At 67.4% G+C, this 24839-nt stretch carries 21 protein-coding genes and 2 tRNA genes; 13 read left to right on the top strand and 10 right to left on the bottom strand.

The annotated features are described in order from the left end of the window. Positions 1-2: 2 nt before the first annotated feature. The 4 genes from AU193_RS12685 to AU193_RS12670 all read right to left on the bottom strand — a co-directional run bounded on the left by AU193_RS12685 (position 3) and on the right by AU193_RS12670 (position 5140). On the bottom strand, positions 3-950 hold the full coding sequence (locus tag AU193_RS12685; protein ID WP_064422737.1) for a phytoene/squalene synthase family protein: 948 nt from the start codon (positions 948-950) through the stop codon (positions 3-5). Continuing rightward, the gene (gene crtI / locus AU193_RS12680; protein ID WP_064422736.1) at positions 947-2455 is read right to left on the bottom strand and encodes a phytoene desaturase family protein; all 1509 of its coding nucleotides are present in this window, start codon (positions 2453-2455) and stop codon (positions 947-949) included. Before crtI ends, AU193_RS12685 begins: the two co-directional genes overlap by 4 nt. After that, the gene (locus AU193_RS12675) at positions 2455-3519 is read right to left on the bottom strand and encodes a polyprenyl synthetase family protein (protein WP_064422735.1); all 1065 of its coding nucleotides are present in this window, start codon (positions 3517-3519) and stop codon (positions 2455-2457) included. Before AU193_RS12675 ends, crtI begins: the two co-directional genes overlap by 1 nt. A gap of 190 nt (positions 3520-3709) precedes the next feature. After that, entirely contained in the window at positions 3710-5140 is a 1431-nt protein-coding gene (locus tag AU193_RS12670; RefSeq protein ID WP_064422770.1) for an NAD(P)/FAD-dependent oxidoreductase, read from the bottom strand. A gap of 78 nt (positions 5141-5218) precedes the next feature. On the opposite strand from AU193_RS12670, the gene serA reads away from it, so the two are divergent. Both serA and AU193_RS12660 read left to right on the top strand, forming a co-directional pair. After that, positions 5219-6805 carry a phosphoglycerate dehydrogenase gene (gene serA / locus AU193_RS12665; RefSeq protein WP_064422734.1) on the top strand — a complete coding sequence of 529 codons (1587 nt, stop codon included), beginning with the start codon at positions 5219-5221 and terminating at the stop codon, positions 6803-6805. Positions 6806-6813: 8 nt separating this feature from the next. Next, positions 6814-7824, top strand: coding sequence for a 3-isopropylmalate dehydrogenase (locus AU193_RS12660; protein ID WP_064422733.1), 1011 nt, complete (start codon positions 6814-6816; stop codon positions 7822-7824). 193 nt (positions 7825-8017) lie between these two features. Here the strand turns inward: AU193_RS12660 and AU193_RS12655 are convergent, their stop codons facing one another. Further along, on the bottom strand, positions 8018-9223 hold the full coding sequence (locus AU193_RS12655) for an MFS transporter (protein WP_064422732.1): 1206 nt from the start codon (positions 9221-9223) through the stop codon (positions 8018-8020). A gap of 116 nt (positions 9224-9339) precedes the next feature. Between AU193_RS12655 and AU193_RS12650 the strand changes: the two genes are divergently transcribed. From AU193_RS12650 to AU193_RS12635, 4 genes are all read left to right on the top strand, one after another. Then, a complete protein-coding gene (locus AU193_RS12650) occupies positions 9340-10152 on the top strand; it encodes a fumarylacetoacetate hydrolase family protein (protein ID WP_064422731.1) in 813 nt (270 codons plus the stop codon). Next, positions 10149-11630, top strand: a complete 1482-nt coding sequence (gene gltX, locus AU193_RS12645) for a glutamate--tRNA ligase (RefSeq protein ID WP_064422730.1) — start codon at positions 10149-10151, stop codon at positions 11628-11630. The genes AU193_RS12650 and gltX overlap by 4 nt, the downstream gene beginning before the upstream one ends. A gap of 118 nt (positions 11631-11748) precedes the next feature. After that, a tRNA-Gln gene (locus tag AU193_RS12640) sits at positions 11749-11823 on the top strand. 58 nt (positions 11824-11881) lie between these two features. After that, positions 11882-11954 (top strand) — tRNA-Glu (locus AU193_RS12635). A gap of 29 nt (positions 11955-11983) precedes the next feature. Here AU193_RS12635 and AU193_RS12630 read toward each other — a convergent pair. Continuing rightward, on the bottom strand, positions 11984-12685 hold the full coding sequence (locus AU193_RS12630) for an IclR family transcriptional regulator (RefSeq protein ID WP_064422729.1): 702 nt from the start codon (positions 12683-12685) through the stop codon (positions 11984-11986). Positions 12686-12723: 38 nt separating this feature from the next. Here AU193_RS12630 and leuC point away from each other — a divergent pair, with 38 nt between their 5' ends. From leuC to AU193_RS12615, 3 genes are all read left to right on the top strand, one after another. Next, positions 12724-14184, top strand: a complete 1461-nt coding sequence (leuC, locus tag AU193_RS12625; protein WP_064422728.1) for a 3-isopropylmalate dehydratase large subunit — start codon at positions 12724-12726, stop codon at positions 14182-14184. A gap of 14 nt (positions 14185-14198) precedes the next feature. Then, positions 14199-14795 carry a 3-isopropylmalate dehydratase small subunit gene (gene leuD / locus AU193_RS12620; RefSeq protein WP_064422727.1) on the top strand — a complete coding sequence of 199 codons (597 nt, stop codon included), beginning with the start codon at positions 14199-14201 and terminating at the stop codon, positions 14793-14795. Between the two features lie 190 nt (positions 14796-14985). Continuing rightward, positions 14986-15615 carry an HU family DNA-binding protein gene (locus AU193_RS12615; RefSeq protein WP_064422726.1) on the top strand — a complete coding sequence of 210 codons (630 nt, stop codon included), beginning with the start codon at positions 14986-14988 and terminating at the stop codon, positions 15613-15615. 126 nt (positions 15616-15741) lie between these two features. Here AU193_RS12615 and AU193_RS12610 read toward each other — a convergent pair whose 3' ends face one another. The 3 genes from AU193_RS12610 to cofC all read right to left on the bottom strand — a co-directional run bounded on the left by AU193_RS12610 (position 15742) and on the right by cofC (position 19632). Continuing rightward, the gene (locus tag AU193_RS12610) at positions 15742-16665 is read right to left on the bottom strand and encodes an NUDIX hydrolase (RefSeq protein ID WP_064422725.1); all 924 of its coding nucleotides are present in this window, start codon (positions 16663-16665) and stop codon (positions 15742-15744) included. A gap of 78 nt (positions 16666-16743) precedes the next feature. Next, entirely contained in the window at positions 16744-18867 is a 2124-nt protein-coding gene (locus AU193_RS12605) for an RNA degradosome polyphosphate kinase (protein ID WP_253867794.1), read from the bottom strand. Between the two features lie 120 nt (positions 18868-18987). Then, positions 18988-19632 carry a 2-phospho-L-lactate guanylyltransferase gene (cofC, locus tag AU193_RS12600; protein WP_064422723.1) on the bottom strand — a complete coding sequence of 215 codons (645 nt, stop codon included), beginning with the start codon at positions 19630-19632 and terminating at the stop codon, positions 18988-18990. Positions 19633-19694: 62 nt separating this feature from the next. Here cofC and AU193_RS12595 point away from each other — a divergent pair, with 62 nt between their 5' ends. The 3 genes from AU193_RS12595 to AU193_RS12585 all read left to right on the top strand — a co-directional run bounded on the left by AU193_RS12595 (position 19695) and on the right by AU193_RS12585 (position 22968). Next, the gene (locus AU193_RS12595; RefSeq protein WP_156425192.1) at positions 19695-20675 is read left to right on the top strand and encodes an NAD(P)H-dependent glycerol-3-phosphate dehydrogenase; all 981 of its coding nucleotides are present in this window, start codon (positions 19695-19697) and stop codon (positions 20673-20675) included. A 3-nt stretch (positions 20676-20678) separates the two neighbouring features. Continuing rightward, positions 20679-21782 carry a cystathionine gamma-lyase gene (locus AU193_RS12590; RefSeq protein ID WP_064422721.1) on the top strand — a complete coding sequence of 368 codons (1104 nt, stop codon included), beginning with the start codon at positions 20679-20681 and terminating at the stop codon, positions 21780-21782. Positions 21783-21843: 61 nt separating this feature from the next. Further along, positions 21844-22968, top strand: a complete 1125-nt coding sequence (locus AU193_RS12585) for a D-alanine--D-alanine ligase family protein (RefSeq protein WP_064422720.1) — start codon at positions 21844-21846, stop codon at positions 22966-22968. Positions 22969-23027: 59 nt separating this feature from the next. On the opposite strand, the gene AU193_RS12580 is transcribed toward AU193_RS12585, so the two are convergent. Then, a complete protein-coding gene (locus AU193_RS12580; protein WP_064422719.1) occupies positions 23028-23591 on the bottom strand; it encodes a DUF3515 domain-containing protein in 564 nt (187 codons plus the stop codon). A 220-nt stretch (positions 23592-23811) separates the two neighbouring features. On the opposite strand from AU193_RS12580, the gene AU193_RS12575 reads away from it, so the two are divergent. After that, entirely contained in the window at positions 23812-24765 is a 954-nt protein-coding gene (locus tag AU193_RS12575) for a thiamine-phosphate kinase (RefSeq protein ID WP_064422769.1), read from the top strand. Positions 24766-24839: the final 74 nt, after the last annotated feature.

The following is a 24839-nucleotide window of genomic DNA, read 5'->3' as shown; positions in this document are numbered from 1 at the left end:
CGTCACGCCTTGGCTTCCCGGCGCCGTGCCTTCCACGCCTCGAGCAGCCCGGCGCACCCCACGCGGAGGCGGCGGCCTGTGCCGACGGTGGCGCGCTGGCTGAACACGGCGAAGTCGATTTCCTCGATGCGGTCCAGGATTTCGGAATACAGGGTGAGAGCGGCCGTCACGCAGGGCCGCGACCGCGGGCTGAGACAAGCGATGCCGCGCCGCGCGAAGTCGTACACGCGCCGGTTGATCGCGTGCTGTTCGACCAGCGCCCGGCGCACCTTCGCGTCGGTGCGACGGTTCTCGTGGCACCAGGTCAGCACATCGCGGTCGACCTCGTATGCGGCCAGTTCGTCGGCGGGCAGATAAACGCGGCCGCGCTCGAGGTCCTCGTCGATGTCACGCAGGAAATTCGTGAGCTGGAACGCTTTTCCGAGCGCTGCCGCATACGGTGCGGCCTCCTCGCGGGGACCGACGGTGCCGAGTACCGGCAGCAGCTGTAGACCGATGACCTCCGCCGAGCCGTACATGTAGCGATCGAGCGCGGCCCGGTCGGGATAGTCGGTGACGGTCAGGTCCATGCGCATCGAGCCGAGGAAGTCGTCGAACAGCTCCCACGCGATGCCGTAGCGACGTGCGCAGTGCACCACCGCGGCCAGACAAGGATCGCCGTCGTCGCAGCTGCCCTGCGCGAGTCGGTTGAACAGCTGGGTGGCCAGCCGCTGCAGCCGATCGGCGCGCTCGTTCATGCCGAGCGCGGGATCGAAGTCGTCGAGGATGTCGTCGGCGCGGCGGGCGAAACCGTACAGCGCGTGCACGGCGGGACGCTGTTCGGGCGCGAGCAGCCGGGTGGCCAGAAAGAACGTGCGGCCGTGTTCGGCGTTGATCGTGCGGCACCGGCGATACGCCTCGCGCAGTGCCGGGTCGTGTACGCCTGCGGCATCGAGTTCGGAACCGATCATGCTTGCACCACCTGGCTACGGGCCCGCCGGGCCGGCAGGCCAGTGATTCGGTCGGCCGCCAGCCGCCCGGACATCAGCGCGGTCGGCACACCGACCCCGGGGACGGTCGACGAGCCCGCCAACACCACGTTGGCGATGCCGCGAACGGTGTTCGCGGGACGGAAGGGGCCGGTCTGGCCGAACGTGTGCGCCAACGCGAACGGAGTTCCGGCGGCCATCCCCTGGCGCGCCCAGTCCGCAGGATCCACGACGTGCAGCACCTCGGCGTCGACCCCCACCTGCGGGAGCCGCGCGCTCACCACACCCAGCATCTGGCTCACGTAATCGTCGCGCGTCGACGCCCAATCGACCTGTCCCACTGCCAAATTGGGTGCCGGAGCGAGGACGTACAGCAGGTCCCGACCTGCGGGCGCCAGCGACGGGTCGCCGGCGGTGGGCCGCGTCACCAACAGCGACGGGTCCGACATCACGCGTCCGTCGTCGATGATATCGGTGAACGTCTTCTCCCACTCGTCACCGAAGACGATGGTGTGGTGCCCGACGCCCGGGCCCACTGTGCGGCAGCCGACGTGGGCCACCACCGCCGACGGTGCGGGCCGCAGCGGCAGCGCACGCCGCGGTGTGCGGCCGAGCAATCGGTAGGTGTCGGGCAACTCGGTGGTCAGCACCACCGCGTCGGCGGGTATCCGGTCGCCGCGCTCGGTGTGCACCGCGACCACCCGGTCGCCTGTGCGCTCCAACGCCGAAACCGCTGAACCGTAACGGAACTCGACCCCGGCGTCAGTCGCGGCCGCGGCGAGTGCGTCGGGTAACGCACGAACACCGCCGCGGGGGAAGTACACACCCGAGATCGTGTCCATGTAGGCGATCACGGCGTACACCGCCAGCGCGCGGTGCGGCGGCACGCCCGCGTACAAGGCCTGAAAGGTGAACACCCGCTGCAGTCGCTCATCGCTGATGAAGCGACGCACCATCCTGTCCCATCGCCGGAAGCCGCCGATGGCGGTCAGCCGGGCAAGCTGCGGTGTCAGCAGCGACAACGGCGAGTCGAAATTCGCGGCGATGAACCCGTCGAACTCGACCCGGTACAGCTTGGTCAGCCAATTACGAAGGCGCAGATAACCGTCCGCTTGGTCGCGGCCGGCGAACCCCTCGATCTCGGCGGCCATCGCGTCGGCGTCGGCGTGGACGTGCAGCGAGCTGCCGTCGGCGAACGACGCGCGGTATGCCGGGTCGACGTTGATCAGCTCCAGTCGGTCCGCAGTAGTTTCGCCGACGGCGGCGAACGCGTCGTCGATGATGTCGGGCATCGTCAGCACCGTCGGTCCGGTGTCGAGGCGATAGCCGTCGACGTCGAGGCGGCCGACGCGGCCACCCGGATGCCGTCCGCGTTCGAGGACCGTCACGGTACGACCGCGGCCTGCGAGCTGTAGCGCCGCCGACAGCCCGGACAACCCCGCGCCGACGACCACGACGTGGTCGGTGCGGCCCCCGACGATGCGCATCAGGCGGCCCGTTCTGTGCAGGCCGCGGCCATGTCGGCCAGCGCGGTGCGGATCACCGGATTCAGCTGGCGGTTGTCGATCAAGTCGAGTGCATGGGCAAGCCGCGAATCGATTAGCTGTTCAACCCATTCCAATGCGCCGGTCGCGACGATCAGCTTTCGCCACTCCCGGATGTCTTCGTCGTCCAGGTCGGAGGCGCTCATCAGTCGGGTGAGGTCGCGGCGGAGGGTCGCGTCCGCGAGGCGGTAGGCGGCCACCACGACGCTGGTCGCCTTGTGCTCGAACAGGTCGCTGCCCGCCGGCTTACCGGTGATCTCGGGAGACCCGAAGATGCCGAGGACGTCGTCGCGCAGTTGGAAGGCCTCGCCGACCGCCTCGCCGTACCCGCCGAGCACCGTCAGCACCCCGGACGGGCAGCCGGCCATATCGGCGCCGATCTCCAGCGGTCTGCGCACGGTGTAGTTGCCCGACTTGCGCCGCAACACGTCGAGAACCCGTTCCCAGTCCGGGAATTCGGCGGCATCGTTGACCAGGTCGGCGAACTGGCCGACGGCGAGTTCGGTGCGCATCGCGTCGTATCGCGGCCAACCACGCGCCAGCGCCGTCTCGTCGATGCCGCTTTCCCGGAACATCTGCTGTGCCCACACCAGGCACAGATCACCGAGAAGGACGGCCGCGGCCTCACCGAAACGTTCGGGTGAACCCGACAACGCCCGTTCGCGGTGCCACTGCGTGAACCTGACGTGAGCCGAGGGTCGCCCGCGGCGCAGCGGGGAACCGTCCATCACGTCGTCCTGCAACAGCGCGAACGCGTGCAGCAACTCGAAGCTCGCCGCCGCCCGCAGCGCACCCGGATCGTCGTCGGCGTTGCACAACCAACCCAGGTAGACGAAGGTCGAGCGCACGCACTTTCCGCCGTCGACGAAATCCTGCAGGACGTCAGCGGTGATCTCGACTCCCGCCGCTTTGAGATCGTCGGCGCAGCGCGTCTTGACGAAGTCGTTGAGTGACCGCTGCACCTCACCCCGGATCGTCTCGCGCCAGACGGGGAACGGTGTGGTCATCAACCCTCTGGGTGGACCGGCGAGATGCGTCATCGGCAGGAGGGGGGTCCGCGTGTTTCCGTTGATACCGCTCAAGCAGCGTCCCCTTCACTCGATGCGATGACAGGTACCCGAATCGGCCGAACTCAATCGGGGTACCCGATCTGGCCGCACCCTATGCATCGAAAGTGCATCGATTAGCACGGTCGAATCAGGGAGACAGCGCGGGCATGGTCGTGATGCCGAACTCGCGGCGCAACACCGTGCGTGCGGCGAAATAACCCGCCATACCGTGCACCCCGCCGCCGGGCGGCGTCGCCGACGAGCACAGATATGCCCTGGGGATCGGCGTGGTCCAGGGGTTCAGTCGAGGAGTCGGCCCCGTCAGCGCATGCAAGAGGGTATTGCCACCGACGCCGATGTCGCCGCCGACGAGGTTGGCGTTGTGCTCGGACAGGCGCGCGGCGGGAACGGACCGGGCGGCGACGACGATGTCGCGGAAGCCGGGAGCGAAGCGTTCGAAGATGTCGGTGATGCGCTCGGTCTGGTCGACCGTCGACCCGTTCGGGACGTGCGCGTACGTCCACAGCGGTCGGCGGCCCCCGTCGTCGATGCGACTCGGATCCTGCAGGTGCGGCAGCGCGGCGAGCACCATCGGCCACTCGGGGTGCCGCCCGACGACGATCTCCCGCTCGGCATGAGCCATCTGCTCGCGGGTGCCGCCCATGTGCAGCGTGGGGGCCCGGCGTAGGCGCTCATCGGTGAACGGCACATCCTCGGAGAGAACGAAGTCGACCTTGGCAACGCCGGGCCCGAACCGATATCGCTGCAATGTTTTTGCGTAACGACGGGGCAGCTTGTCACCGTAGATGCGAGCCAGCGCCGTGGGAGCGGTGTCGAAAAGTGCGACGCCGCTGGGCGGTTCGGTGACCTCGTGACCGGTCGTGATCACGCCTCCGTGCGCACGGAGGTCCTCGATCAGCGCATCGGCGATGGCCTGACTGCCTCCGACGGGGATGGGCCAGCCGACGGTGTGCGCGAGCGTCGCCAACATGAGGCCCCCACCCGCCGACACCAACGACGGCATACGCGAGATCACATGCGCGGCAACGCCGCTGAACAATGCGCGCGCGTCGGCACCCTTGAGCGCACCCCATGCCGGAGTGCCCTGCTCGAGCAGCCGGCTCGCCACCTGGACGGCGGCGATCGGATTGCTCGGCACCGAGCGTTTGTCGCCGAGCAGCAGGTCGAGAACGGCGCCGTCGCGTTCCACCAAGGGTGCGAACAACCTGCGCCACGAGTGCCCGTGCTCGAGCTCCGCGACGGTTCGGGCGAGATCGTGGTAGCCGATCGCGGCGCGCGCTCCGGGAAGTGGATTGGCGTAGGAGACCTCGGGCACCCGCAAGCTCACGCCGCGGGCGGGCAGGTCGAATTCGCCTAGGAACGGCGACGCCAGCGCGAGTGGGTGAACGGCCGAACAGATGTCGTGACAAACGCCGGGGAACTCCGGGTCCGGAAGCGTGCGCGCGCCGCCTCCCAGGGTCGGCTGCGCCTCGAGCACCTGAACCGACAGTCCGGCCCGGGCACAGATGACGGCAGCCGCCAATCCGTTGGGTCCGCTGCCCACGACGGTGACGTCCACGCTCGCGTTTCTCCCGCCCACCACCTCTGCGTTTCTCCCACCCGCCACCCGGACATTCAAGCCCATTAGGCTGACCGCGTGAGTCTGCCCGTTGTATTGATCGCCGACAAATTGGCCGAGTCGACGGTCGCCGCCCTCGGTGACCAGGTCGAAGTCCGTTGGGTCGACGGTCCGGACCGGCCCAAGCTGCTGGCCGCGGTGGCCGATGCCGACGCGCTGCTGGTGCGCTCCGCGACGACCGTCGACGCCGAGGTGCTCGCCGCCGCGCCCAAGCTCAAGATCGTCGCCCGCGCCGGAGTGGGCCTCGACAATGTCGACGTCGACGCCGCCACCGCCCGGGGTGTGCTGGTGGTCAACGCGCCGACCTCCAATATCCACAGCGCGGCCGAGCACGCCCTGGCCTTGCTGCTGTCCGCGGCGCGCGAGATCCCCGCGGCCGACGCGTCGCTGCGCGCGCACACCTGGAAACGGTCGTCGTTCTCGGGCACCGAGATCTACGGCAAGACCGTCGGCGTTGTCGGTCTTGGCCGCATCGGCCAGCTGGTGGCCCAGCGCCTGGCCGCGTTCGGAACCCACATCGTCGCCTACGACCCTTATGTGTCGGCGCCCCGCGCTGCACAGCTCGGTATCGAGCTGTGCAGCCTCGAGGAGTTGCTGGAGCGGGCCGACTTCATCTCCGTGCACCTGCCCAAGACACCGGAGACGGCGGGACTGATCGGCAAGGAGGCACTGGCCAAGACGAAGCCCGGCGTGATCATCGTCAACGCCGCTCGCGGTGGCCTGATCAACGAGGACGCGCTGGCCGAGGCCGTGCGCTCGGGTCATGTACGCGCGGCGGGCATCGATGTGTTCGCCAACGAGCCCACGACCGAAAGCCCGCTGTTCGAGCTGCCGCAGGTCGTCGTGACGCCGCATCTCGGTGCGTCCACCGCCGAGGCCCAAGATCGGGCGGGCACCGACGTCGCGGCCAGCGTGAAGCTGGCCCTGGCCGGGGAGTTCGTTCCCGACGCGGTCAACGTCGGCGGGGGAGTCGTCGGTGAGGAAGTCGCGCCGTGGCTGGATCTCGTTCGCAAGCTCGGCCTGCTGGTCGGTGTGTTGTGCAGCGAGCTGCCGGTGTCGCTGGCGGTGCAGGTAAAGGGTGAGCTCGCCGCCGAAGACGTTGAGGTGCTTCGCCTTTCGGCGTTGCGCGGACTGTTCTCGGCAGTCATCGAAGATCCCGTGACGTTCGTCAACGCACCCGCGCTCGCCGCCGAGCGGGGTGTACAGGCCGAGATCAGCACCGCCAGCGAGAGTCCCAACCACCGCAGCGTGGTCGACGTGCGGGCCGTCTATGCCGATGGATCGACAGCCAATGTCGCAGGCACGCTGACCGGTACACAACTGGTCGAGAAGATCGTTCAGATCAACGAGCGCAACTTCGATCTGCGGGCCGAGGGCGTCTACCTGATCATCAACTACGTCGATAAGCCGGGCACGCTGGGCAAGATCGGCACCATCCTCGGATCGGCGGGCATCAACATCCACGCCGCCCAGTTGAGCGAGGACGCCGAAGGCCCCGGCGCGACCATACTGCTGCGCATCGACCGTGACGTTCCCGCCGACGTCCGGTCCACCATCGCCGAGGACGTCGGCGCGATGCTGTTGGAAGTGGTTGATCTGTCGTGACTTCGGCAATGAAACTGGCGGTCATCGCCGGCGACGGGATCGGTCCGGAGGTCGTCGGGGAGGCCGTCAAGGTTCTCGACGCGGTGCTTCCGGGCGTGGACAAGACGGCCTACGACCTCGGTGCCCGCCGCTACCACGCCACCGGAGAGGTGCTGCCCGTGTCGGTGCTCGACGAACTCCGCGGGCACGACGCGATCCTGCTCGGCGCGATCGGGGACCCGTCGGTGCCCAGCGGCGTGCTCGAGCGTGGTCTGCTGCTGCGTATCCGCTTCGAACTCGACCACCACATCAACCTGCGGCCCGGCCGGCTGTACCCCGGCGTGAACAGCCCGCTGGCCGGCAACCCCGACATCGACTTCGTCGTCGTGCGGGAAGGCACCGAGGGTCCCTACACCGGCACCGGCGGGGCGATCCGTGTCGGCACACCGCACGAGATCGCCACCGAGGTCAGCGTCAACACCGCCTTCGGTGTGCGTCGCGTCGTGACGGACGCGTTCGTCCGCGCGCACCAGCGCCGCAAGCATCTGACGCTGGTGCACAAGAACAACGTCTTGACCTTCGCCGGCGCGCTGTGGTGGCGCACCGTGCAGGAACTCGCCGCCGACTTCCCCGACGTCGAGATCGCCTACCAGCACGTCGACGCCGCGACCATCCACCTCGTCACCGACCCGGGCCGCTTCGATGTGATCGTCACCGACAACCTGTTCGGCGATATCGTCACCGATCTCGCCGCCGCGGTGTGTGGCGGTATCGGCCTTGCGGCGAGCGGCAATATCGATGCCACGCGCACCAATCCCTCGATGTTCGAACCCGTGCACGGCAGCGCCCCCGACATCGCGGGCCAGGGGATCGCGGACCCGACCGCGGCGATCATGTCGGTCGCATTGCTGCTGGCCCATGTCGGCGAGACGGATGCGGCCGCTCGCGTCGACAAGGCCGTCGAGCAGCATCTGGCCACGCGCGGTGACGAGAAGTTGTCCACCACCGCGGTCGGCGACCGGATCGCAGGCTATTTGTAGCGCGGGTCACCGATTTCGGCGGCCACGGCCGCCTCTCTACCCCCGGCGACTGTGTCCCCGTACTTCCCACCTCCGAGCGAATACTTCGCTGTGAGCGACTTATTCGCTCGGAGGCGGGCAACGGCACAAGTGGTCGCCCGGCGGAGACTGACGACGCTCGTGGGAAAGCTGGCCTGGAACTGACACTGCCGAATCACAGGCCCGGCGCAGGTTTCCGCGAACCCGACGAGTCGGCGGGCACGATCGGGATCGCCGCGAGCGGGAACAGTGCGCAGACGGCGAACGCAGCCGGATAACCGACGACCCCGATCAAGCCCCCGAACAGCGGCGCGGCGGCCGCCGACGCGAGATGCTGGCTCGTGTTCTGGGTGCCCAGAGCGCGGCCGCTCCAGAACGGCCCGGCGATCTCGGCGATGGCGGTGAACGCCAACCCGTTGTCGGACACCGTGATCACCGAAGCCACCATCATCACCGCCACCGCGACCGGAGAGTGCAGCCAGTCCGACAACGCGAGTGCGCCCATGGTGAGCGCCGCGGCGGCGGCAATCGCACGGATCGGGCGAAGCCGGTGACCCGACCGATCCGACCAATGCCCCGCCGCGATACGCCCGGCGGCGCCGAGCAATTGGGCCACCATGACGAGTAGGCCGGCCGAGCCCGCCGACCAGCCGTGCTCCGACATCAACCACACCAGCGTGAAGGTCCACACCACCGCCTGCGGCACGACGAGCAGCACCGAAACGGCGTGAATCCGCCACAGCACAGGGGACCCCCGATACGGGTTCGTGAGGTGTTCGATCGGCGCCTCGGTACGCGGCGGTCGTGGCGGATCGATCACCGCGACCAGACACACCAGTGCCGACACCGCGCACACCGCCGCAGGAAAGAGCAACGCACCAGTCACACCATGGCTTTCGGCCAGCCGCGGAATCACCAGCGCTCCCAGCCCGACTCCCAACGGGGTGGCCGTCTGCCGGATCCCCATGGCCAGCCCGCGTCGTTCGGCCGGGAACCAGCCGACCACCAACCGACCGCTGGCCGAGTTGCTGCTCGCGGCCGCCATCCCACCGAGAAACAGGAAAGCGCCCACGGCGACCAGGGATTCGGAGATGGCAGCGGCGAACGCCGCCGCGGATATCAGCACCGAACCGACCGTCAGCACAATGCGCTCGCCGTAACGGTCGACGACATAACCCCATGCGATCAACGTGGTCACGAGCCCGAAGCTCGGCATCGCGGACAGCAGACCCGCCGCCGCGAGGTCGAGGCCGCGCTCGCCGTGCCACGTCGGGATGAGGAACGCGGCGCCGTTGATGAACACGTTGGCGCTCGTCGTCGCCGCCAGCGCGATACACAGCAGCGACCATCGCCGGGCGGTGGTGAGCGGCTCGACGGACATCGGTCCATCGTGGCACAGCGATCTCACGATGCTGAATCTCAGTCTCATATCCCGAGACGACGCTGCCGTGGGAGCGGTCGGCGGCCGCTACCGGGTCGGCTACTAGGCTGAACGCCATGCGCCTTGGCCGAATCGCCAGCCCCGACGGTGTCGCATTCGTCAGCGTCGAGGGCCCACCCGACGACCCCGCGCAGGCGATCGCAAGGGAGATCGCCGAGCACCCGTTCGGCAATCCACAGTTCACGGGCAGGCAGTGGCCGCTGGCCGACGTACGCCTGCTCGCTCCCATCCTCGCGACCAAGGTGGTGTGCGTGGGCAAGAACTACGCCGCCCACATCGCGGAGATGGCCGCACGCACCGGGGGCGGTTCGGATTCCGCCACATTCGACGACCCGATCATCTTCATGAAGCCCAACACGGCGATCATCGGGCCGAACGTACTGATCCAGCTGCCCGCCGACGCCGACCCCGTGCATTTCGAGGGTGAGCTCGCCGCGGTCATCGGCCGGCCGTGCAAGGACGTACCGGCCGCTCGCGCGGCGGAGAGCATCCTCGGTTACACGATCGCCAACGATGTCTCGGCCCGCGATCAGCAGCAGAAGGACGGCCAATGGACCCGCGCGAAGGGGCATGACACGTTCTGCCCCGTCGGGCCGTGGATCGTGACCGACGTCGATCCCTCGGACCTCGAAATCCGCACCGAGGTCAACGGCGTTGTCAAGCAGAACAGCCGGACGTCGATGATGATCCACGACGTCGGCGCGATCGTGGAGTGGATCTCCCGGGTGATGACGTTGTTGCCGGGCGATCTGATCCTGACAGGAACGCCGGAGGGTGTCGGTCCGATCGAGGACTCCGACACCGTCAGCATCACTGTCGAGGGTATCGGGACTCTCACGAATCCTGTTGTGCGCAAAGGAAAGTCATGACCAACGCGAACACCGTCCGGGTGCGGTTCTGCCCGTCGCCCACCGGGACGCCGCACGTCGGCCTGATCCGCACCGCGTTGTTCAACTGGGCGTATGCCCGCCACACCGGCGGGACCTTCGTGTTCCGGATCGAGGACACCGACTCGGCGCGCGACTCCGAGGAGAGTTACCGCGCGATACTCGATGCGCTGCGTTGGCTCGGACTCGACTGGGACGAAGGCCCCGAAGTCGGCGGCCCCTACGGGCCGTACCGCCAGTCGGAGCGACTCGATCTCTACCGCGACGTGATCGCCAAGCTCCTCGAGGCCGGTGAGGCATACGAGTCGTTCTCCACGCCTGAGGAAGTCGAAGCACGTCATTTGGCCGCGGGGCGCAATCCCAAACTCGGTTATGACAATTTCGACCGCGACCTGACCGAGGAGCAGCGGGCGGAGTATCGCGCCGAGGGCAGGCGCGCGGTGGTGCGGTTGAAGATGCCGTCCGAGGACGTCGGCTGGCGCGACCTCGTGCGCGGGGAGACGACGTTCCCGGCCGGATCGGTACCCGATTTCGCGTTGACGCGCGGCAACGGGGAGCCGTTGTACACCTTGGTGAATCCGGTCGACGACGCGCTGATGAAGATCAGCCACGTGCTGCGCGGTGAGGACCTGTTGTCCTCGACTCCACGCCAGATCGCGCTGTACCAGGCGCTGATCCGGATCGGCGTGGCGGACCGGATTCCCGAATTTGCGCATCTGCCAAGCGTTCTGGGAGACGGCAACAAGAAGCTGTCCAAACGCGATCCCCAGTCCAACCTGTTCGTGCACCGCGATCGGGGCTTCATCCCCGAAGGTCTGCTGAACTATCTGGCCCTGCTGGGGTGGGGAATCGCCGAGGATCGAGACGTGTTCAGCCTCGACGAGATGGTGGCCGCCTTCGACGTCGCCGACGTCAACTCGAATCCGGCCCGGTTCGACCAGAAGAAGGCCGACGCGCTCAACGCCGAACACATCCGGATGTTGAGCGAGGACGAGTTCGTCGCCCGGCTGGGCGCGTACTTCGCCGAGCACGGTCACGATACGGGCCTCGACGACGTCCGGTTCGCCGAAGCCGCCGCGCTCGTGCAGACCCGCATCGTGGTTCTCGCCGACGCGTGGGAGCTGTTGCGGTTCCTCAACGATGCGGAGTTCGGGCTCGACGAGAAGTCCGCGGCCAAGGAGTTGCGGGCCGAGGCGGTCCCCGTGCTCGATGCCGCGCTGATCGCCCTCGAGGGCATCGGCGACTGGACCACCGCGGCGATCGAGGCGGCCCTGAAGGAGGCGCTGCTCGACGGCCTCGGGTTGAAGCCGCGCAAGGCGTTCGGTCCGATCCGCGTCGCTGCGACGGGCGCCTCGGTCAGCCCGCCGCTGTTCGAGTCGCTTGACTTGCTGGGGCGCGAACGCAGCCTGGCCCGCCTACGGGCCGGCCGTGAGCACGCCGCCGCGGAAGCCCGGGCGTGAAAAGCGGGTTGAATATCTTTGGTAGTCTGCACGTCGGTCCGATACCACGCGAGCCGGGTTCCGCCCGCCGCGCGAGGGGGCCGAAATAGGTCTGTGACCTGCGGTTACGGACTGCCGATGGGGTATGGTGTAATTGGCAACACAGCTGATTCTGGTTCAGCCATTCTAGGTTCGAGTCCTGGTACCCCAGCCAATGACCGTGATTAGGCCGACATATCTCGCTGAGTTATGCTGGCCATCCGAAAGTTCTAGCCCCCGTCGTCTAGCGGCCTAGGACGCCGCCCTCTCACGGCGGTAGCGTGGGTTCGAATCCCATCGGGGGTACAGGTTTCGCACAGCGAACTGCGCCCCCTTCACAGGCGCCGCGTCAGAGCGTCGGCAGCGGCCACCAGATCGGCAGCCCACCGCGCACCGGGTCGCCGGCCCATCCGGTCGATCGGACCCGACACCGACACCGCGCCGATCACCACACCGCGACCGTCACGCACCGGGGCCGAGACACTCGCCACTCCCGGCTCGCGTTCGGCGGCGCTCTGCGCCCAGCCGCGCTTGCGCACCTCGGCGAGCGTGCGATCGGTGAACTTCGCGTTCGGGAGCACGGCCTGCTGGGTGGCCGGGTCGGCATACGCCAGTAGAACCTTCGCGCCGGATCCCGCCGTCATCGGCAACGTGCTGCCGACCGGCACGGTATCCCGCAGTCCGGCAGGGGGTTCCAGCGCCGCCACGCAGATCCGCGAGGTGCCTTCGCGGCGGTAGAGCTGCACGCTCTCGCCGGTGATCTCGCGCAACCGGGGCAGCACCGCCGCACCCGCGGCCGCGAGCGGATCGTTGACCTGGCCGGCCAACTCCGTCAACCCCGGACCGAGTCGCCAGCGGCCGTCGCCGTTGCGCGCCAGCAAGCGGTGGGTTTCCAGCCCCGCGGCGAGGCGGTGCGCCGTGGCCCTCGGCAATCCCGTGCGCTCGCAGAGTTCAGCCAGCCCGCAGGGCGAGTCGGCCACCGCATGCAGAACTCCCACGGCTTTGTCCAAAACGCCGATGCCGCTATCCTGTCTCACAAAGAGATACTAACTTCCCAGATTGTGAGATAGTCAAGATGTCGACCGATGTTTCCAGTGCCGCGGGCGGACGCGGTGAGAGGCCCCGCACGTTGGCCGAAAAGGTGTGGGCCGATCACGTCGTCGTCGAAGGGGGCGGTGAGGGCGCTGCCCGTGAACCCGATCTGATCTACAGCGACTTGCATCTCGTGCACGAGGTGACCAGCCCCCAGGCGTTCGACGGGCTGCGGATGGCGGGGCGTCCGGTGCGCAGGCCAGACCTGACCATCGCCACCGAGGACCACAACGTGCCGACGGTCGACATCGACAAGCCGATCGCGGACCCGGTGTCGCGCACGCAAGTGGAGACCCTTCGGCGCAACTGCGAAGAATTCGGTATCCGGCTTCATCCGATGGGCGACGCCGAGCAGGGAATCGTGCACATCATCGGTCCGCAGCTCGGATTGACGCAGCCCGGCATGACCGTTGTGTGCGGCGACAGCCATACCTCGACGCACGGCGCGTTCGGCGCACTGGCGATGGGGATCGGCACGTCGGAAGTCGAGCACGTACTCGCCACGCAGACGCTGCCGTTGCGCCCGTTCAAGACCATGGCGGTCAACGTCGACGGTGAACTTCCCGACGGAGTGAGCGCCAAGGACATCATTCTGGCCGTGATCGCCAAGATCGGCACCGGCGGAGGCCAGGGACACGTCATCGAATACCGGGGCAGCGCCGTCGAATCGCTGTCGATGGAGGGCCGGATGACGATCTGCAACATGAGCATCGAGGCGGGTGCGCGGGCCGGCATGGTGGCACCGGACGACACCACGTTCGAGTTCTTGCGCGGACGCCCGCACGCTCCGCGGGGCGCACAGTGGGACGAAGCGGTCGCCGCGTGGCGCAGCCTTCGCACCGACGAGGGCGCCGAATTCGACACCGAGGTCTACATCGACGCCTCGACGCTGAGTCCCTTCGTCACGTGGGGTACCAACCCGGGCCAGGGGGTGCCGCTGTCCGGCTCGGTGCCCGACCCCGAATTGATGTTCGACGACGGAGAACGCCAAGCGGCGGAAAAGGCGTTGGCCTACATGGACCTTCGGCCCGGCACAGCTATGCGTGACATCGCGGTCGACACCGTCTTCGTCGGCTCGTGCACCAACGGCCGCATCGAGGATCTCCGGGTGACCGCGGACGTGCTGCGCGGACGCACGGTCGCCGACGGGGTGCGCATGCTGATCGTGCCGGGGTCCATGCGCGTGCGGCTGCAGGCCGAATCAGAAGGGCTCGGAGAAATCTTCACCGCTGCGGGAGCGGAGTGGCGTCAGGCGGGTTGCTCGATGTGCCTGGGGATGAATCCCGACCAGCTGTCACCGGGTCAGCGTTGTGCGTCGACCTCCAACCGGAACTTCGAGGGCAGGCAAGGCAAAGGCGGTCGTACTCATCTGGTGTCTCCCGCGGTCGCGGCGGCCACCGCGGTGCGCGGCACGTTGTCCTCACCCGCGGACCTGACCGACTGATAGGAGCACAGGCCATGCAGGCTTTCCATACCCATACCGGCATCGGGGTGCCAATGCGCCGGTCGAATGTGGATACCGACCAGATCATCCCGGCCGTCTACCTGAAACGAGTTACACGAACGGGTTTCGAGGACGGCCTTTTCGCCGCCTGGCGCAACGACCCGTCATTCGTATTGAATCTGCCCCCGTTCGACAAGGGCTCGGTATTGGTCGCAGGCCCCGATTTCGGCACCGGCTCGTCACGTGAACATGCCGTGTGGGCACTTATGGATTACGGCTTCCGGGTCGTCATCTCGTCCCGCTTCGCCGACATCTTTCGGGGCAATGCGGGCAAGGCCGGGCTTCTGGCGGCCGAAATTCCGCAAGATGATGTGGAAATTTTATGGAAGCTCATCGAGCAGCAGCCAGGGCTGGAAATCACTGTGAATCTTCAAGATCGAACCATCGCCGCCGGAACGGTTATGGTGCCGTTCAGAATTGACGACTATACGGCCTGGCGATTGCTCGAAGGACTCGACGATATAGGTCTTACGCTGCGCAAATGCGCTGAGATCGAGGCCTATGAAGCGCGCAGGCCGGACTGGAAACCGCGGACTCTGCCCGCCGGATAACGGCCACCGCTGAGCCGAATTCACCACCCCCAGACCCGGTTCTCCGAGGCCTGCTCTGGAGGTCAAGGGGGGCAAGAAAGTTCGCTGGCTTCGCCTGAAACTGCGCGTGGCTCTTGGAAATCAATAGGGAATGGGTTTACCGTGTCCCCTAGTCGGTCCAAAGAGGACCACTGGTTTCCGGAGGTTATGCATGAACAAAGCAGAGCTCATCGACGTACTCACGACGAAGCTCAATACCGATCGCCGGACGGCGACCGACGCGGTGGAGAATGTCGTTGACACCATCGTGCGTGCGGTTCACAAGGGTGACAGTGTCACCATCACCGGCTTCGGCGTTTTCGAACAGCGCCGCCGCGCCGCCCGCGTCGCGCGTAATCCGCGCACCGGCGAGACCGTGAAAGTCAAGCCCACGTCTGTGCCGGCCTTCCGGCCCGGCGCTCAGTTCAAAGCGGTTGTCTCTGGCGCACAGCGCCTCCCGGCGGAAGGACCAGCAGTGAAGAGAGGCGCTACGGCGGGAGGTGCCCGCAAGGCCGCGAAGAAGTCACCGGCCAAGAAGAGTGCCGCCAAGAAGTCACCGGCCAAGAAGGCCGCGACCAAGCGGACGGCAGCCAAGAAGACCGCCGCCAAGAAGTCACCGGCCAAGAAGGCGGCAACGAAGCGGACGGCAGCCAAGAAGACCGCCGCCAAGAAGTCACCGGCCAAGAAGAGTGCGGCCAAGAAGGCTCCGGCCAAGAAGGCCGCGACCAAGCGGACGGCAGCCAAGAAGACCGCGAAGAAGGCTCCGGCTCGCAAGGCGCCGGCCAAGCGCGGCCGCAAGTAGTTTCGACCGGATACGCCGTGGGTCTACACGACCCACGGCGTATCCGCGGCGCATGCCCGCCAAAAGTTCTATGGCTCACCGCTTCCGAGCGCGGATCCGCCGGAATTTGCATTCAATGTTCGGGCATCACTTCACAGCGAGTGGGCTGCCCATGTGGTCCGCCGCTATCAACCGACCGTCGTGAAGCGACATCACCCACGTGCTGCCCTTGCGATTGCGCGACTTGTCGGGCCGCACGCCGTCGCGTTCGCACCACCATTCGATGAGGTCCGGAATCACCTTGCCCTGAGTGCAGATCACCGGCGTGCCACCGGTGTCGGCGATTTCGAGGAAGCGTTGCCGGGCCGCTTTGCGGTTCTCCGCGTACGCCTCCTCGGTCAGCAGCCCGTCGCGCTGGATCGTCACCCCGAGTTCTTCTGCCAGTGGTTCCAATGTCGACACACAGCGCACCCTGTCCGCCGCGAACAGATGGTCGGCGCCGAAGGCGAGCAGTATCCCGACCAGTGACTCCGCCTGCGTGCGGCCGTTCTTGTCCAGCGGCCGTTTGCGGTCATCGCCCTTGAACCGGGACTTGCTCCCAGCGGTGGCGTGGCGGACGATCAGCACCGTCTTGGTGTCGGCCGGATACTTCGCGAAGCGGCGCAGCACCTTTCGGTCGTGCGGATAGTCCAGTTGCTTGATCGCCGCCCGCACGGGTAACCACTTGAGCTCGTCGACCTCGTCGTTCGGCTGGAACTCGCCGCGCACCATCCGCGCCGCCCAGTAGCGCACCTTCTTCACACCGCCTTCGACGGGATAGCTCACCGAACTGAGTCGTCGGCCGAGATGTGCCGTGTATCCGGTCTCTTCCCATACCTCGCGAACGGCGGTGACGGGCTCGGTCTCGCCGGGGTTCACCTTGCCTTTCGGTAGCGACCAGTCGTCGTAGCGAGGGCGATGGATCAGCGCGACTTCCGGTGCATCGGGTTCGCCATTCGACCGCCACAACACCGCTCCGGCGGCCAGGATCTTCTCCGCCTCGGAGCCGGTCTCAGATGTCCGCTTCGGCACCTCAACTCCTGCAGATATTTCCGGGCACCAGCGGCCCACGACGACAATTCTGAAAGTCGCTGACGTTGACGAGGTCCGTCATGGTTGCCGGTGGCGTTCCATCAACGAGACCTGATGGTCGCGAACCGTCAGACCCTCCTGCGGTGACGCCGTCCACTTACCATCGACGCCCAACTCCCAACACCGGGTCGAGGGGTCCATCGCCGATTCGAAGATGTCGTGCAGTTGCGCCTTCAGCCGCGGCTCCTTGACTTCGGCCATCACTTCGACGCGCCGATCGAGATTGCGATGCATCATGTCGGCGCTGCCGATCCAGAATTCGTCGATTGCGCGGAAGTGAATGATCCTCGAGTGTTCCAGGAACCGGCCCAAGATCGAGCGGACGACGATGTTGTCCGAATAGCCAGGGGCATGGGGTCGTAGCGCGCAGATACCCCGGACCACCACCTCGACGCGCACACCGGCCTGCGAAGCGCGGTACAGCGCATCGATGACCTGCTCGTCCACCAACGCGTTGGCCTTCAGCCTGATCCGCCCGTCGGCGCCGTCGCGGGTGGCGACGATCTCTCGTTCGATGCGCTCGATGATCCCCCTTCGGACTCCCTGGGGAGCCACCAGAAGGTTGCGGTAGGAGCCCTTGCGCGAGTAACCCGTCAGTGAATTGAACAGGTCGGTGAGATCGGCGCCGATGTCGGGCGCGGCGGTCAGCAGCCCGATGTCTTCATACAGCCGCGCGGTTTTGGGGTTGTAGTTACCGGTGCCGATGTGGCAGTAGCGCCGGATCAGCGAGCCCTCCCGGCGCACCACCAGACACGTCTTGCAATGAGTCTTGAGTCCGATGAGCCCGTACACCACGTGCACGCCCGCACGCTCGAGCGCACGCGCCCACTTGATGTTGGCCTGCTCGTCGAACCGGGCCTTGATCTCGACCAGCGCGACGACCTGCTTGCCCGCGGCCGCGGCATCGATGAGCGCGTTGACGATTGGCGAGTCACCCGAGGTGCGGTACAGAGTCTGCTTGATCGCCAATACGTTCGGGTCTGCCGCGGCCTGTTCGATGAACCGCTGCACGGTGGTGGAGAAGGAGTCGTACGGGTGGTGCACCAGCACGTCGCCGTCGCGCAGCGTCGCGAAGATGCTCTTGGGTGTCTCGCGCTCGCCGAACGCCGGAGGGGTGGCGGGTACGAACGGCCGGTCTTTGAGGGCGGGGCGATCCAGATCGTAGATCTGCCACAGCGAGGACAGATCGAGCAACCCGGGCACCTCGATGACGTCGCCCGGGGCGACGTCGAGTTCGCGCAGCAGCAACTCGAGCATGCTCTCGGTCATGTCGTCGGAGACTTCCAAGCGGACGGGAGAACCGAAGCGGCGCCGCGCCAGTTCCCGTTCGAGCGCTTGTAGCAGGTCTTCGTCGCGATCCTCTTCGACCTCGAAATCGGCATTGCGTGTGATGCGGAACGCGTGGTGCTCGACGATCTCCAGCCCCGGGAACAACACATGGAGGAACGCCGCGATCAGTTCCTCCATCGGCAGGAAGCGAACGATCGTGGCATCGCCTTCGCGGGCGGCCAGTTCGACGAACCGTTCTACATTGTCGGGCACCTTGACTCGGGCGAAATGCTGCCCACCGTCGTCGGGATGTTTGACGGTGATCGCAAGGTTCAGGCTCAGGCCACTCACGAACGGAAACGGATGGGCCGGATCCACTGCTAGCGGCGTCAGTACCGGGAACACCTGCTCGTGGAAGTAGGTGGACAGCCGCGCGCGTTCGGCTTCGTCGAGTTCGGCCCAGGTGACGATCACGATGCCTTCGTCGGCCAGCGCGGGGCGCACCGAATCGAGGAACACGTGGGCGTGCCGGTCGGCGATGTGCTGGGTTCGCTCGTTGATGCGGCGCAATTGTTCGCGGGGAGAGAGCCCGTCGGCGGAGCGCACCGAAAGCCCCGTCTCATCGCGGCGTTTGAGCCCGGCGACCCGGACCATGTAGAACTCATCGAGATTCGACGCGAAGATCGCAAGGAACTTCGCCCGCTCCAGCAAGGGCAGCGACGGGTCGGCGGCCAATGCCAGCACCCGGGAGTTGAAGTCGAGCCAACTCAGCTCGCGGTTCAGGTAGCGATCGTCGGGCAGCGCGTTCTCGACCGCGGGGGAGGTTGCCGCGGGAGGAGCTTCGGGCGCCGAGTCACCGGAGTCCGACGGCATCGTTCGGATGCTTGCCGATGGTGGTTCGCCATCGCTGTCACGAACCTCGATCCCGGCTTTCGTCATGCCTGCGATGATTCCCTATCCAACGGTCTTCGTGCCAGCGCGCAGTTGAACGGTTCAATTCGAAACGGCGATGGCCGCTGCCGTCGCCGCACCGACACCGAGCCGGCGCGCCACCAGCAGGTCGTCGGGTGTGTCGATGTCGCAGCGCAGTCCGGGCCACGCGCCGGTGAGCTCAAGCGCTCCGGAACGCCGGTGGCGTCGAGCGGAGTCAGCGCCGAACTGCGGGTTCAGGGCGACTCCGAACGCGAACAACGCCGACGTGCCGGTGCCGTGTCGGTCGCCGACGAAGCTGCGTAGGTGTTTGCGGGACGCCGCGACGGCGGCCGCCAGTTCGTGGGTCTGCAGCGCGGGCAAATCCCCTTGCAACACAGCGACGTTCGCTGTCTCGTCACGGACTTCGGCTTCGGCGGCGGCGATCGCATTGTTCAGCGGGTCGTGGTGGCGCTCGGGCGTCGGGTCGGTGAGCACCCGCGCACCGAGTCGGTCCGCGGCCTCGGCGGCGGCTTCGTCCGGTGTGACGACCGTGACCGAGCCGATGGCCGGAACCGCGGAGGCGGCGGTGATCGTGTCGATCAGCATCGCGAGAACGACCTTCTCGCGGGTGGGAGCGGAAAACACGGGAGCCAACCGGGTCTTGGCCGCGGCGAGGCGTTTTACGGCGATCACCAACGCGATGTCGCCGTCGGGTGGCCCGCTCATGTGCGTAATCCTGCCAGCAGTCGGCCTCGGGTTACGCTGAAGGCGTGGTCGAGGCGGCGGTGATGGGGGCCGGTGCGTGGGGGAGCGCACTGGCGAAGGTCCTAGCCGATGCGGGCAACGAGGTGGCGCTTTGGGCGCGTCACCGAGAAGTCGCCGACGAGATCAACGACACCCATCGCAACTCGGGATATCTCGGTGACACCGAACTGCCAAAGGCCATCAGGGCGACCAGCGATGCGGGCGAAGCGCTGGACGGGGCATGCACGGTGCTGTTCGCGGTGCCCGCCCAGACGCTTCGGACCAACCTGCAGCAGTGGTCTGGATTGATCGACGACGAAGTCACGTTGGTGAGCCTGGCCAAGGGCATCGAACTGGACACGCTCATGCGCATGAGCCAGGTGATCGTCCAGGTGACCGGTGCCGATCCGGCACGCGTCGCGGTGGTTTCGGGCCCGAACCTGGCCAGCGAGATCGCCGACGAGCAACCGGCGGCCACGGTCGTCGCCTGCAATGACTCCGGACGGGCCGTCGCCTTGCAGCGGGCCCTTTCGACGGCTTACTTCAGGCCTTATACAAATGCCGATGTCATCGGCGCCGAAGTCGGTGGTGCGTGCAAGAACGTGATTGCACTCGCGTGCGGGATGGCGGCCGGGGTCGGACTGGGGGAGAACACCGCCGCGGCGATCATCACCCGTGGGCTGGCCGAGATCATGCGATTGGGAATCGCTTTGGGCGCCAAGCCCGCGACCCTCGCGGGCTTGGCCGGGGTGGGCGACCTGGTCGCGACGTGTACATCCGCGCAGTCGCGCAACCGCACATTCGGGCTGCGCCTGGGTCAGGGCGGCACGATCGAGTCCGCGATGCTCGCCACCGGTGGCCACGTCGCCGAAGGCGTCGCATCGTGTGAATCGGTGCTCGCGTTGGCCGAGAGCTACGACGTCGAGATGCCGCTGACCGATGCCGTATTCCGGGTGTGTCACAGGGGTTTGTCGGTCGACGAGGCCGTCATCCTGTTGCTCGGGCGCAGCACCAAACCGGAGTGACCGGTGGACGGTCAGTACGGCGATTCCACTCGCAGCGTCAAATCCATTGCCTCTGAACGCATTCCAGGACAAGCGGTGGCGCCGTCACCGGTTCCGGCGTCCACCTTCCACCTGTCGTCCGACCACTCGGAACCGCTGGACTCGTACGGCCGCAGCTCGAATCCGACCTGGCGCCACCTGGAGTCGGCACTCGCGCAGCTCGAGGGCGCGCCGTCCGCGCTGGCCTTCGGGTCGGGGATGGCCGCCATCACGTCCGTCCTGCGGGTGCTGGCCGAGCCGGGAAGTAGGCTCGTCGTACCCGCCGACGGCTATTACCAAGTCCGCCGATATGCCTCGGAATACCTTGCTGAGCAAGGAGTTACGGTGGTGGAAGCCGCTAGTCACGAGATGTGTGCGGCGTCGGCGGACGCGGATGTCGTGCTCGCCGAAAGCCCGGCCAATCCGGGGCTGGATGTCGTGGATCTGCACCGGCTCGCGATGCAGTGCCGTAGCCGTGGCGCGACGCTCGTCGTCGACAACACCACTGCCACCCCGTTCGGCCAACAACCGCTTTCGCTGGGCGCAGACGTGGTCGTCGCCAGCGCGACCAAGGCGTTGGCGGGCCACGGTGATCTGCTCGCCGGTTATGTCGCGAGTGCGCACACCGACCTGATGGTCGAGGTGGATCGCGAACGACTGCACTCCGGTGCCATCCTCGGCGCGTTCGAGGCGTGGCTGCTGTTGCGCAGCCTGGGGACCGCCGGGCTGCGGTTCGAACGGCAATGCCACAACGCGGCGGCGCTCGCCGTGGCCCTGCACGCACACCCCGCCGTGCGCGCCGTGCGCTATCCCGGTCTGCCCGACGATCCCTCGCACCGCATCGCGTGCGCGCAGATGAAACGGTTCGGCGGCCTGATCGCCGTCGAGTTGCCCGACGCGGCGGCGGTGCACAGCCTGGTCGAGCGCAGCGCGCTGTTGATCGCTTCGACGAGTTTCGGCGGAATTCATACCTCGGTGGACCGTCGCGCCCGCTGGGGTGACGACGTCAGCGACGGGTTCGCGCGCATCTCGCTCGGGATCGAGGACACCGATGACTTGGTCGCCGATATCGAGCAGGCGCTGGGCTGACCGCGCAGACGGCCGTCGCCGGACGACCGGCCGAGCACACGGACGGTAGCCTCTCTAGGTTGTGACTGCCCGCCATGACCCCGACACCGGACGCGTCCGGGTTGCCGTCGTCTATGGCGGACGTAGCTCCGAACACGCGATCTCCTGCGTATCCGCAGGCAGCATCCTGCGCAATCTTGATCCGCAGCGGTTCGACGTCGTCGCCGTCGGCATCACCCCGGAGGGGGCGTGGATGGCGACCGACGCGCAGCCGGACACCCTCGCGATCATCGACGGCCGGTTGCCGGAGGTGACCGCCGCGTCGGGCACCGAACTGGCCCTGGCCGCCGATCCGGGCCGCGGCGGGCAGCTGCTGTCGCTCGGCCGCGAGGCGGGGGACACGTTGGCGACCGTCGACGTGGTGTTTCCCGTGCTGCACGGTCCGTACGGCGAGGACGGCACGATCCAGGGTCTGCTCGAGTTGGCGGGGGTGCCCTACGTCGGGGCGGGTGTCCTGGCCAGCGCGGTTGGCATGGACAAGGAGTTCACCAAGAAGCTGCTGGGCGCCGCCGGGCTGCCGATCGGAGATCACGAGGTCCTTCGGCCCCGCCGGGACACGTTGAGTTTCGAGGCGCGCGAGCGGCTGGGCCTCCCCGTTTTCGTCAAGCCGGCGCGCGGGGGGTCGTCGATAGGCGTCAGCCGGGTCACTGCGTGGGATCAGCTGGCGTCGGCGATCGAACAGGCGCGCCGCCATGACCCGAAGGTGATCATCGAAGCCGCGGTGCCGGGGCGAGAGCTGGAATGCGGCGTGCTCGAATTCCCCGACGGCCGGATCGAGGCCAGTGCGCTGGGCGAGATCCGGGTCGCCGGCGTGCGCGGCCGCGAGGACGGCTTCTACGACTTCGCGACGAAATACCTCGAGGACGCCGCCGAACTCGACGTGCCCGCAAAGGTTGACGACGACGTGGCCGACGCGGTCCGACAACTCTCGATTGAGGCGTTCGATGCGATCGACTGTCAGGGGCTGGCGCGCGTCGACTTCTTCCTCACCGATGACGGGCCCGTGATCAACGAGATCAACACCATGCCGGGATTCACCACCATCTCGATGTATCCGCGGATGTGGGCGGCCAGCGGCGTCGACTACCCGACCCTGCTGGCGACGATGGTGGAGACCGCGCTCGAACGCGGTACCGGTCTGCGCTGAGCGGTCATCACCTTCGACCATGGCGGGGTTCGCAGGTCGTCTGCGGCCGCAGCGCACGATCAACGCACCGGCGCGGGAGCGACCGGCTTGGCGGAAAGTGTCTCGGCGATAACCGTGGACAGCAGCTGAATCGGCGTCGGTCCGGAACCCTGCGGCAGTGTCAGCGCAACGTACACGCCGCGGTCGACGGCGTACCACGTGCTGCGCGACTCTTCTGCGCCCGCATCCTGGGCGGCCTCACTCACCCGGAACCACTGGACGTCGTCGACCACCTGAACCGGCGCGCCCGCGACGAACTCGGCGGGCCGATCCACTCCGCAGCGCAGCACGATCGGTTCACCCTCGCCCTCGGGCCGCCACGCCGCCGCACCGGCGGGCGCGGGATCGACCAACGGTGCGCGGGTGTTTTCGCCGAGTTCCTCTGGCAGTTCGGCGATCAGCTCGGTGCATTCGGAGCTCGTGGCCTGCGGCGCGGGCACCGAGACCAGCGGCACCGCCCGCTGCTGCGCCGGATTCTGGCGCAGCGCGGCGATCACCAGAATCGTCACGATCGCCGAGAGCGCCACCACCAGAGCGGCGATCAGCAGTGCCCGCGGCGGCCCGTCACCGGTCTGCGAAGCCACGGCCCTACCCTAGGGTGGCATCCCGTCGCCAATCGGACAGGTCAGCGTGCGGGTGATACCGGTTCACCTGTTGTCCCGTCACGGACTCCGCGGACACCACTCCGCTGTCCCTCCACATCGCTGCATAGACTCCACGCCGCAGGCGCTTAACGTACCGCAGGTGCGGCCGGTGTTCAGGCCGGCACGAAACGGACACGGTGCGGCCGCGACGGGAGGTGACATGGCGTCCGACGCCGAGACCCTGGCGCAAGTGGGCGAGTTCGCGGTGATCCGGCGATTGGTGGCCGGGCGCCGCCAGCCGGACACCGTCGCGCTGGGGCCCGGTGACGACGCCGCGGTGCTGTTCGCGCCCGACGGCAAGACGGTTGTCAGCACCGACATGCTGGTGGCCGAGCGACACTTCCGGCTGGACTGGTCGACGCCGCATGACGTGGGGCGCAAGGCGATCGCGCAGAACGCCGCCGACCTCGAGGCGATGGGTGCACGCGCGACGGCGTTCGTCGTCGCGTTCGGCGCACCCTCGGATACGCCGACAGATCACGCACTGCAGCTTGCCGACGGAATGTGGCGCGAGGCCGAGTCGATGGGCGCGGGCATCGTCGGGGGCGACCTCGTCAGCGCGCCGCAATGGGTGATCTCGGTGACGGCGCTCGGTGACCTCGGCGGCCGTGAGCCGGTGCGCCGCAGCGGGGCACGGCCCGGTGACGTGGTGGCCGTCGTCGGTGACATCGGTCGTTCGGCGGCCGGATTCGAGTTGTGGCGCACCGGTATTCGACGATTCGATGAGCTGCGTCGGTGCCATGTCGCGCCGCGGCCGCCGTACGGTCAGGGCCGCGTCGCCGCCGAGAGCCGTGCCACCGCGATGACCGATGTGTCCGACGGGTTGCTGGCCGACCTCGGCCACATCGCCGAGGCGTCCGGCGTCGGCATCGACCTGTCCACCACGGCATTGACCGCCGACCGCGACCTGCTCGCCGGCGCGGCCGAAGCGGTCGGTGCCGATGCGTGGGCGTGGGTTTTCGGGGGCGGAGAGGACCATGCGTTGGTCGCGACCTTCCCGGGGGCACCGCCGTCCGGCTGGAGAGAGATCGGCCGAGTGCAGGACGGCGCCGAGCGGGTGTTGGTCGACGGCGCGGTGTGGCCAGGGAATCCCGGGTGGCAGTCGTTCGACTAGGGCGTGTCTGACAAAGGTTTCGGGTGTTGTGCCTGAGGCTTGAGGGATGTCGCGATTTGAGTTGTTGTCTGATG

The sequence above is a fragment of the Mycobacterium sp. GA-1285 genome, from assembly GCF_001499905.1.
Lineage (GTDB): Bacteria > Actinomycetota > Actinomycetes > Mycobacteriales > Mycobacteriaceae > Mycobacterium.
This window is presented reverse-complemented; position numbering and strand designations above follow the sequence as displayed.

Bases quoted from the DNA above. Each gene is read 5' to 3' on its own strand.
- AU193_RS12650 (WP_064422731.1), top strand. From the start codon at position 9,340: ATGCGCCTTGGCCGAATCGCCAGCCCCGACGGTGTCGCATTCGTCAGC.
- leuD (WP_064422727.1), top strand. From the start codon at position 14,199: ATGCAGGCTTTCCATACCCATACCGGCATCGGGGTGCCAATGCGCCGG.
- AU193_RS12685 (WP_064422737.1), bottom strand. From the start codon at position 950: ATGATCGGTTCCGAACTCGATGCCGCAGGCGTACACGACCCGGCACTG.
- AU193_RS12575 (WP_064422769.1), top strand. From the start codon at position 23,812: ATGGCGTCCGACGCCGAGACCCTGGCGCAAGTGGGCGAGTTCGCGGTG.
- AU193_RS12655 (WP_064422732.1), bottom strand. From the start codon at position 9,223: ATGTCCGTCGAGCCGCTCACCACCGCCCGGCGATGGTCGCTGCTGTGT.
- cofC (WP_064422723.1), bottom strand. From the start codon at position 19,632: ATGAGCGGGCCACCCGACGGCGACATCGCGTTGGTGATCGCCGTAAAA.
- AU193_RS12660 (WP_064422733.1), top strand. From the start codon at position 6,814: ATGAAACTGGCGGTCATCGCCGGCGACGGGATCGGTCCGGAGGTCGTC.
- leuC (WP_064422728.1), top strand. From the start codon at position 12,724: ATGTCGACCGATGTTTCCAGTGCCGCGGGCGGACGCGGTGAGAGGCCC.
- AU193_RS12605 (WP_253867794.1), bottom strand. From the start codon at position 18,867: ATGCCGTCGGACTCCGGTGACTCGGCGCCCGAAGCTCCTCCCGCGGCA.
- gltX (WP_064422730.1), top strand. From the start codon at position 10,149: ATGACCAACGCGAACACCGTCCGGGTGCGGTTCTGCCCGTCGCCCACC.
- AU193_RS12615 (WP_064422726.1), top strand. From the start codon at position 14,986: ATGAACAAAGCAGAGCTCATCGACGTACTCACGACGAAGCTCAATACC.
- crtI (WP_064422736.1), bottom strand. From the start codon at position 2,455: ATGCGCATCGTCGGGGGCCGCACCGACCACGTCGTGGTCGTCGGCGCG.
- AU193_RS12675 (WP_064422735.1), bottom strand. From the start codon at position 3,519: ATGACCACACCGTTCCCCGTCTGGCGCGAGACGATCCGGGGTGAGGTG.
- AU193_RS12595 (WP_156425192.1), top strand. From the start codon at position 19,695: ATGGGGGCCGGTGCGTGGGGGAGCGCACTGGCGAAGGTCCTAGCCGAT.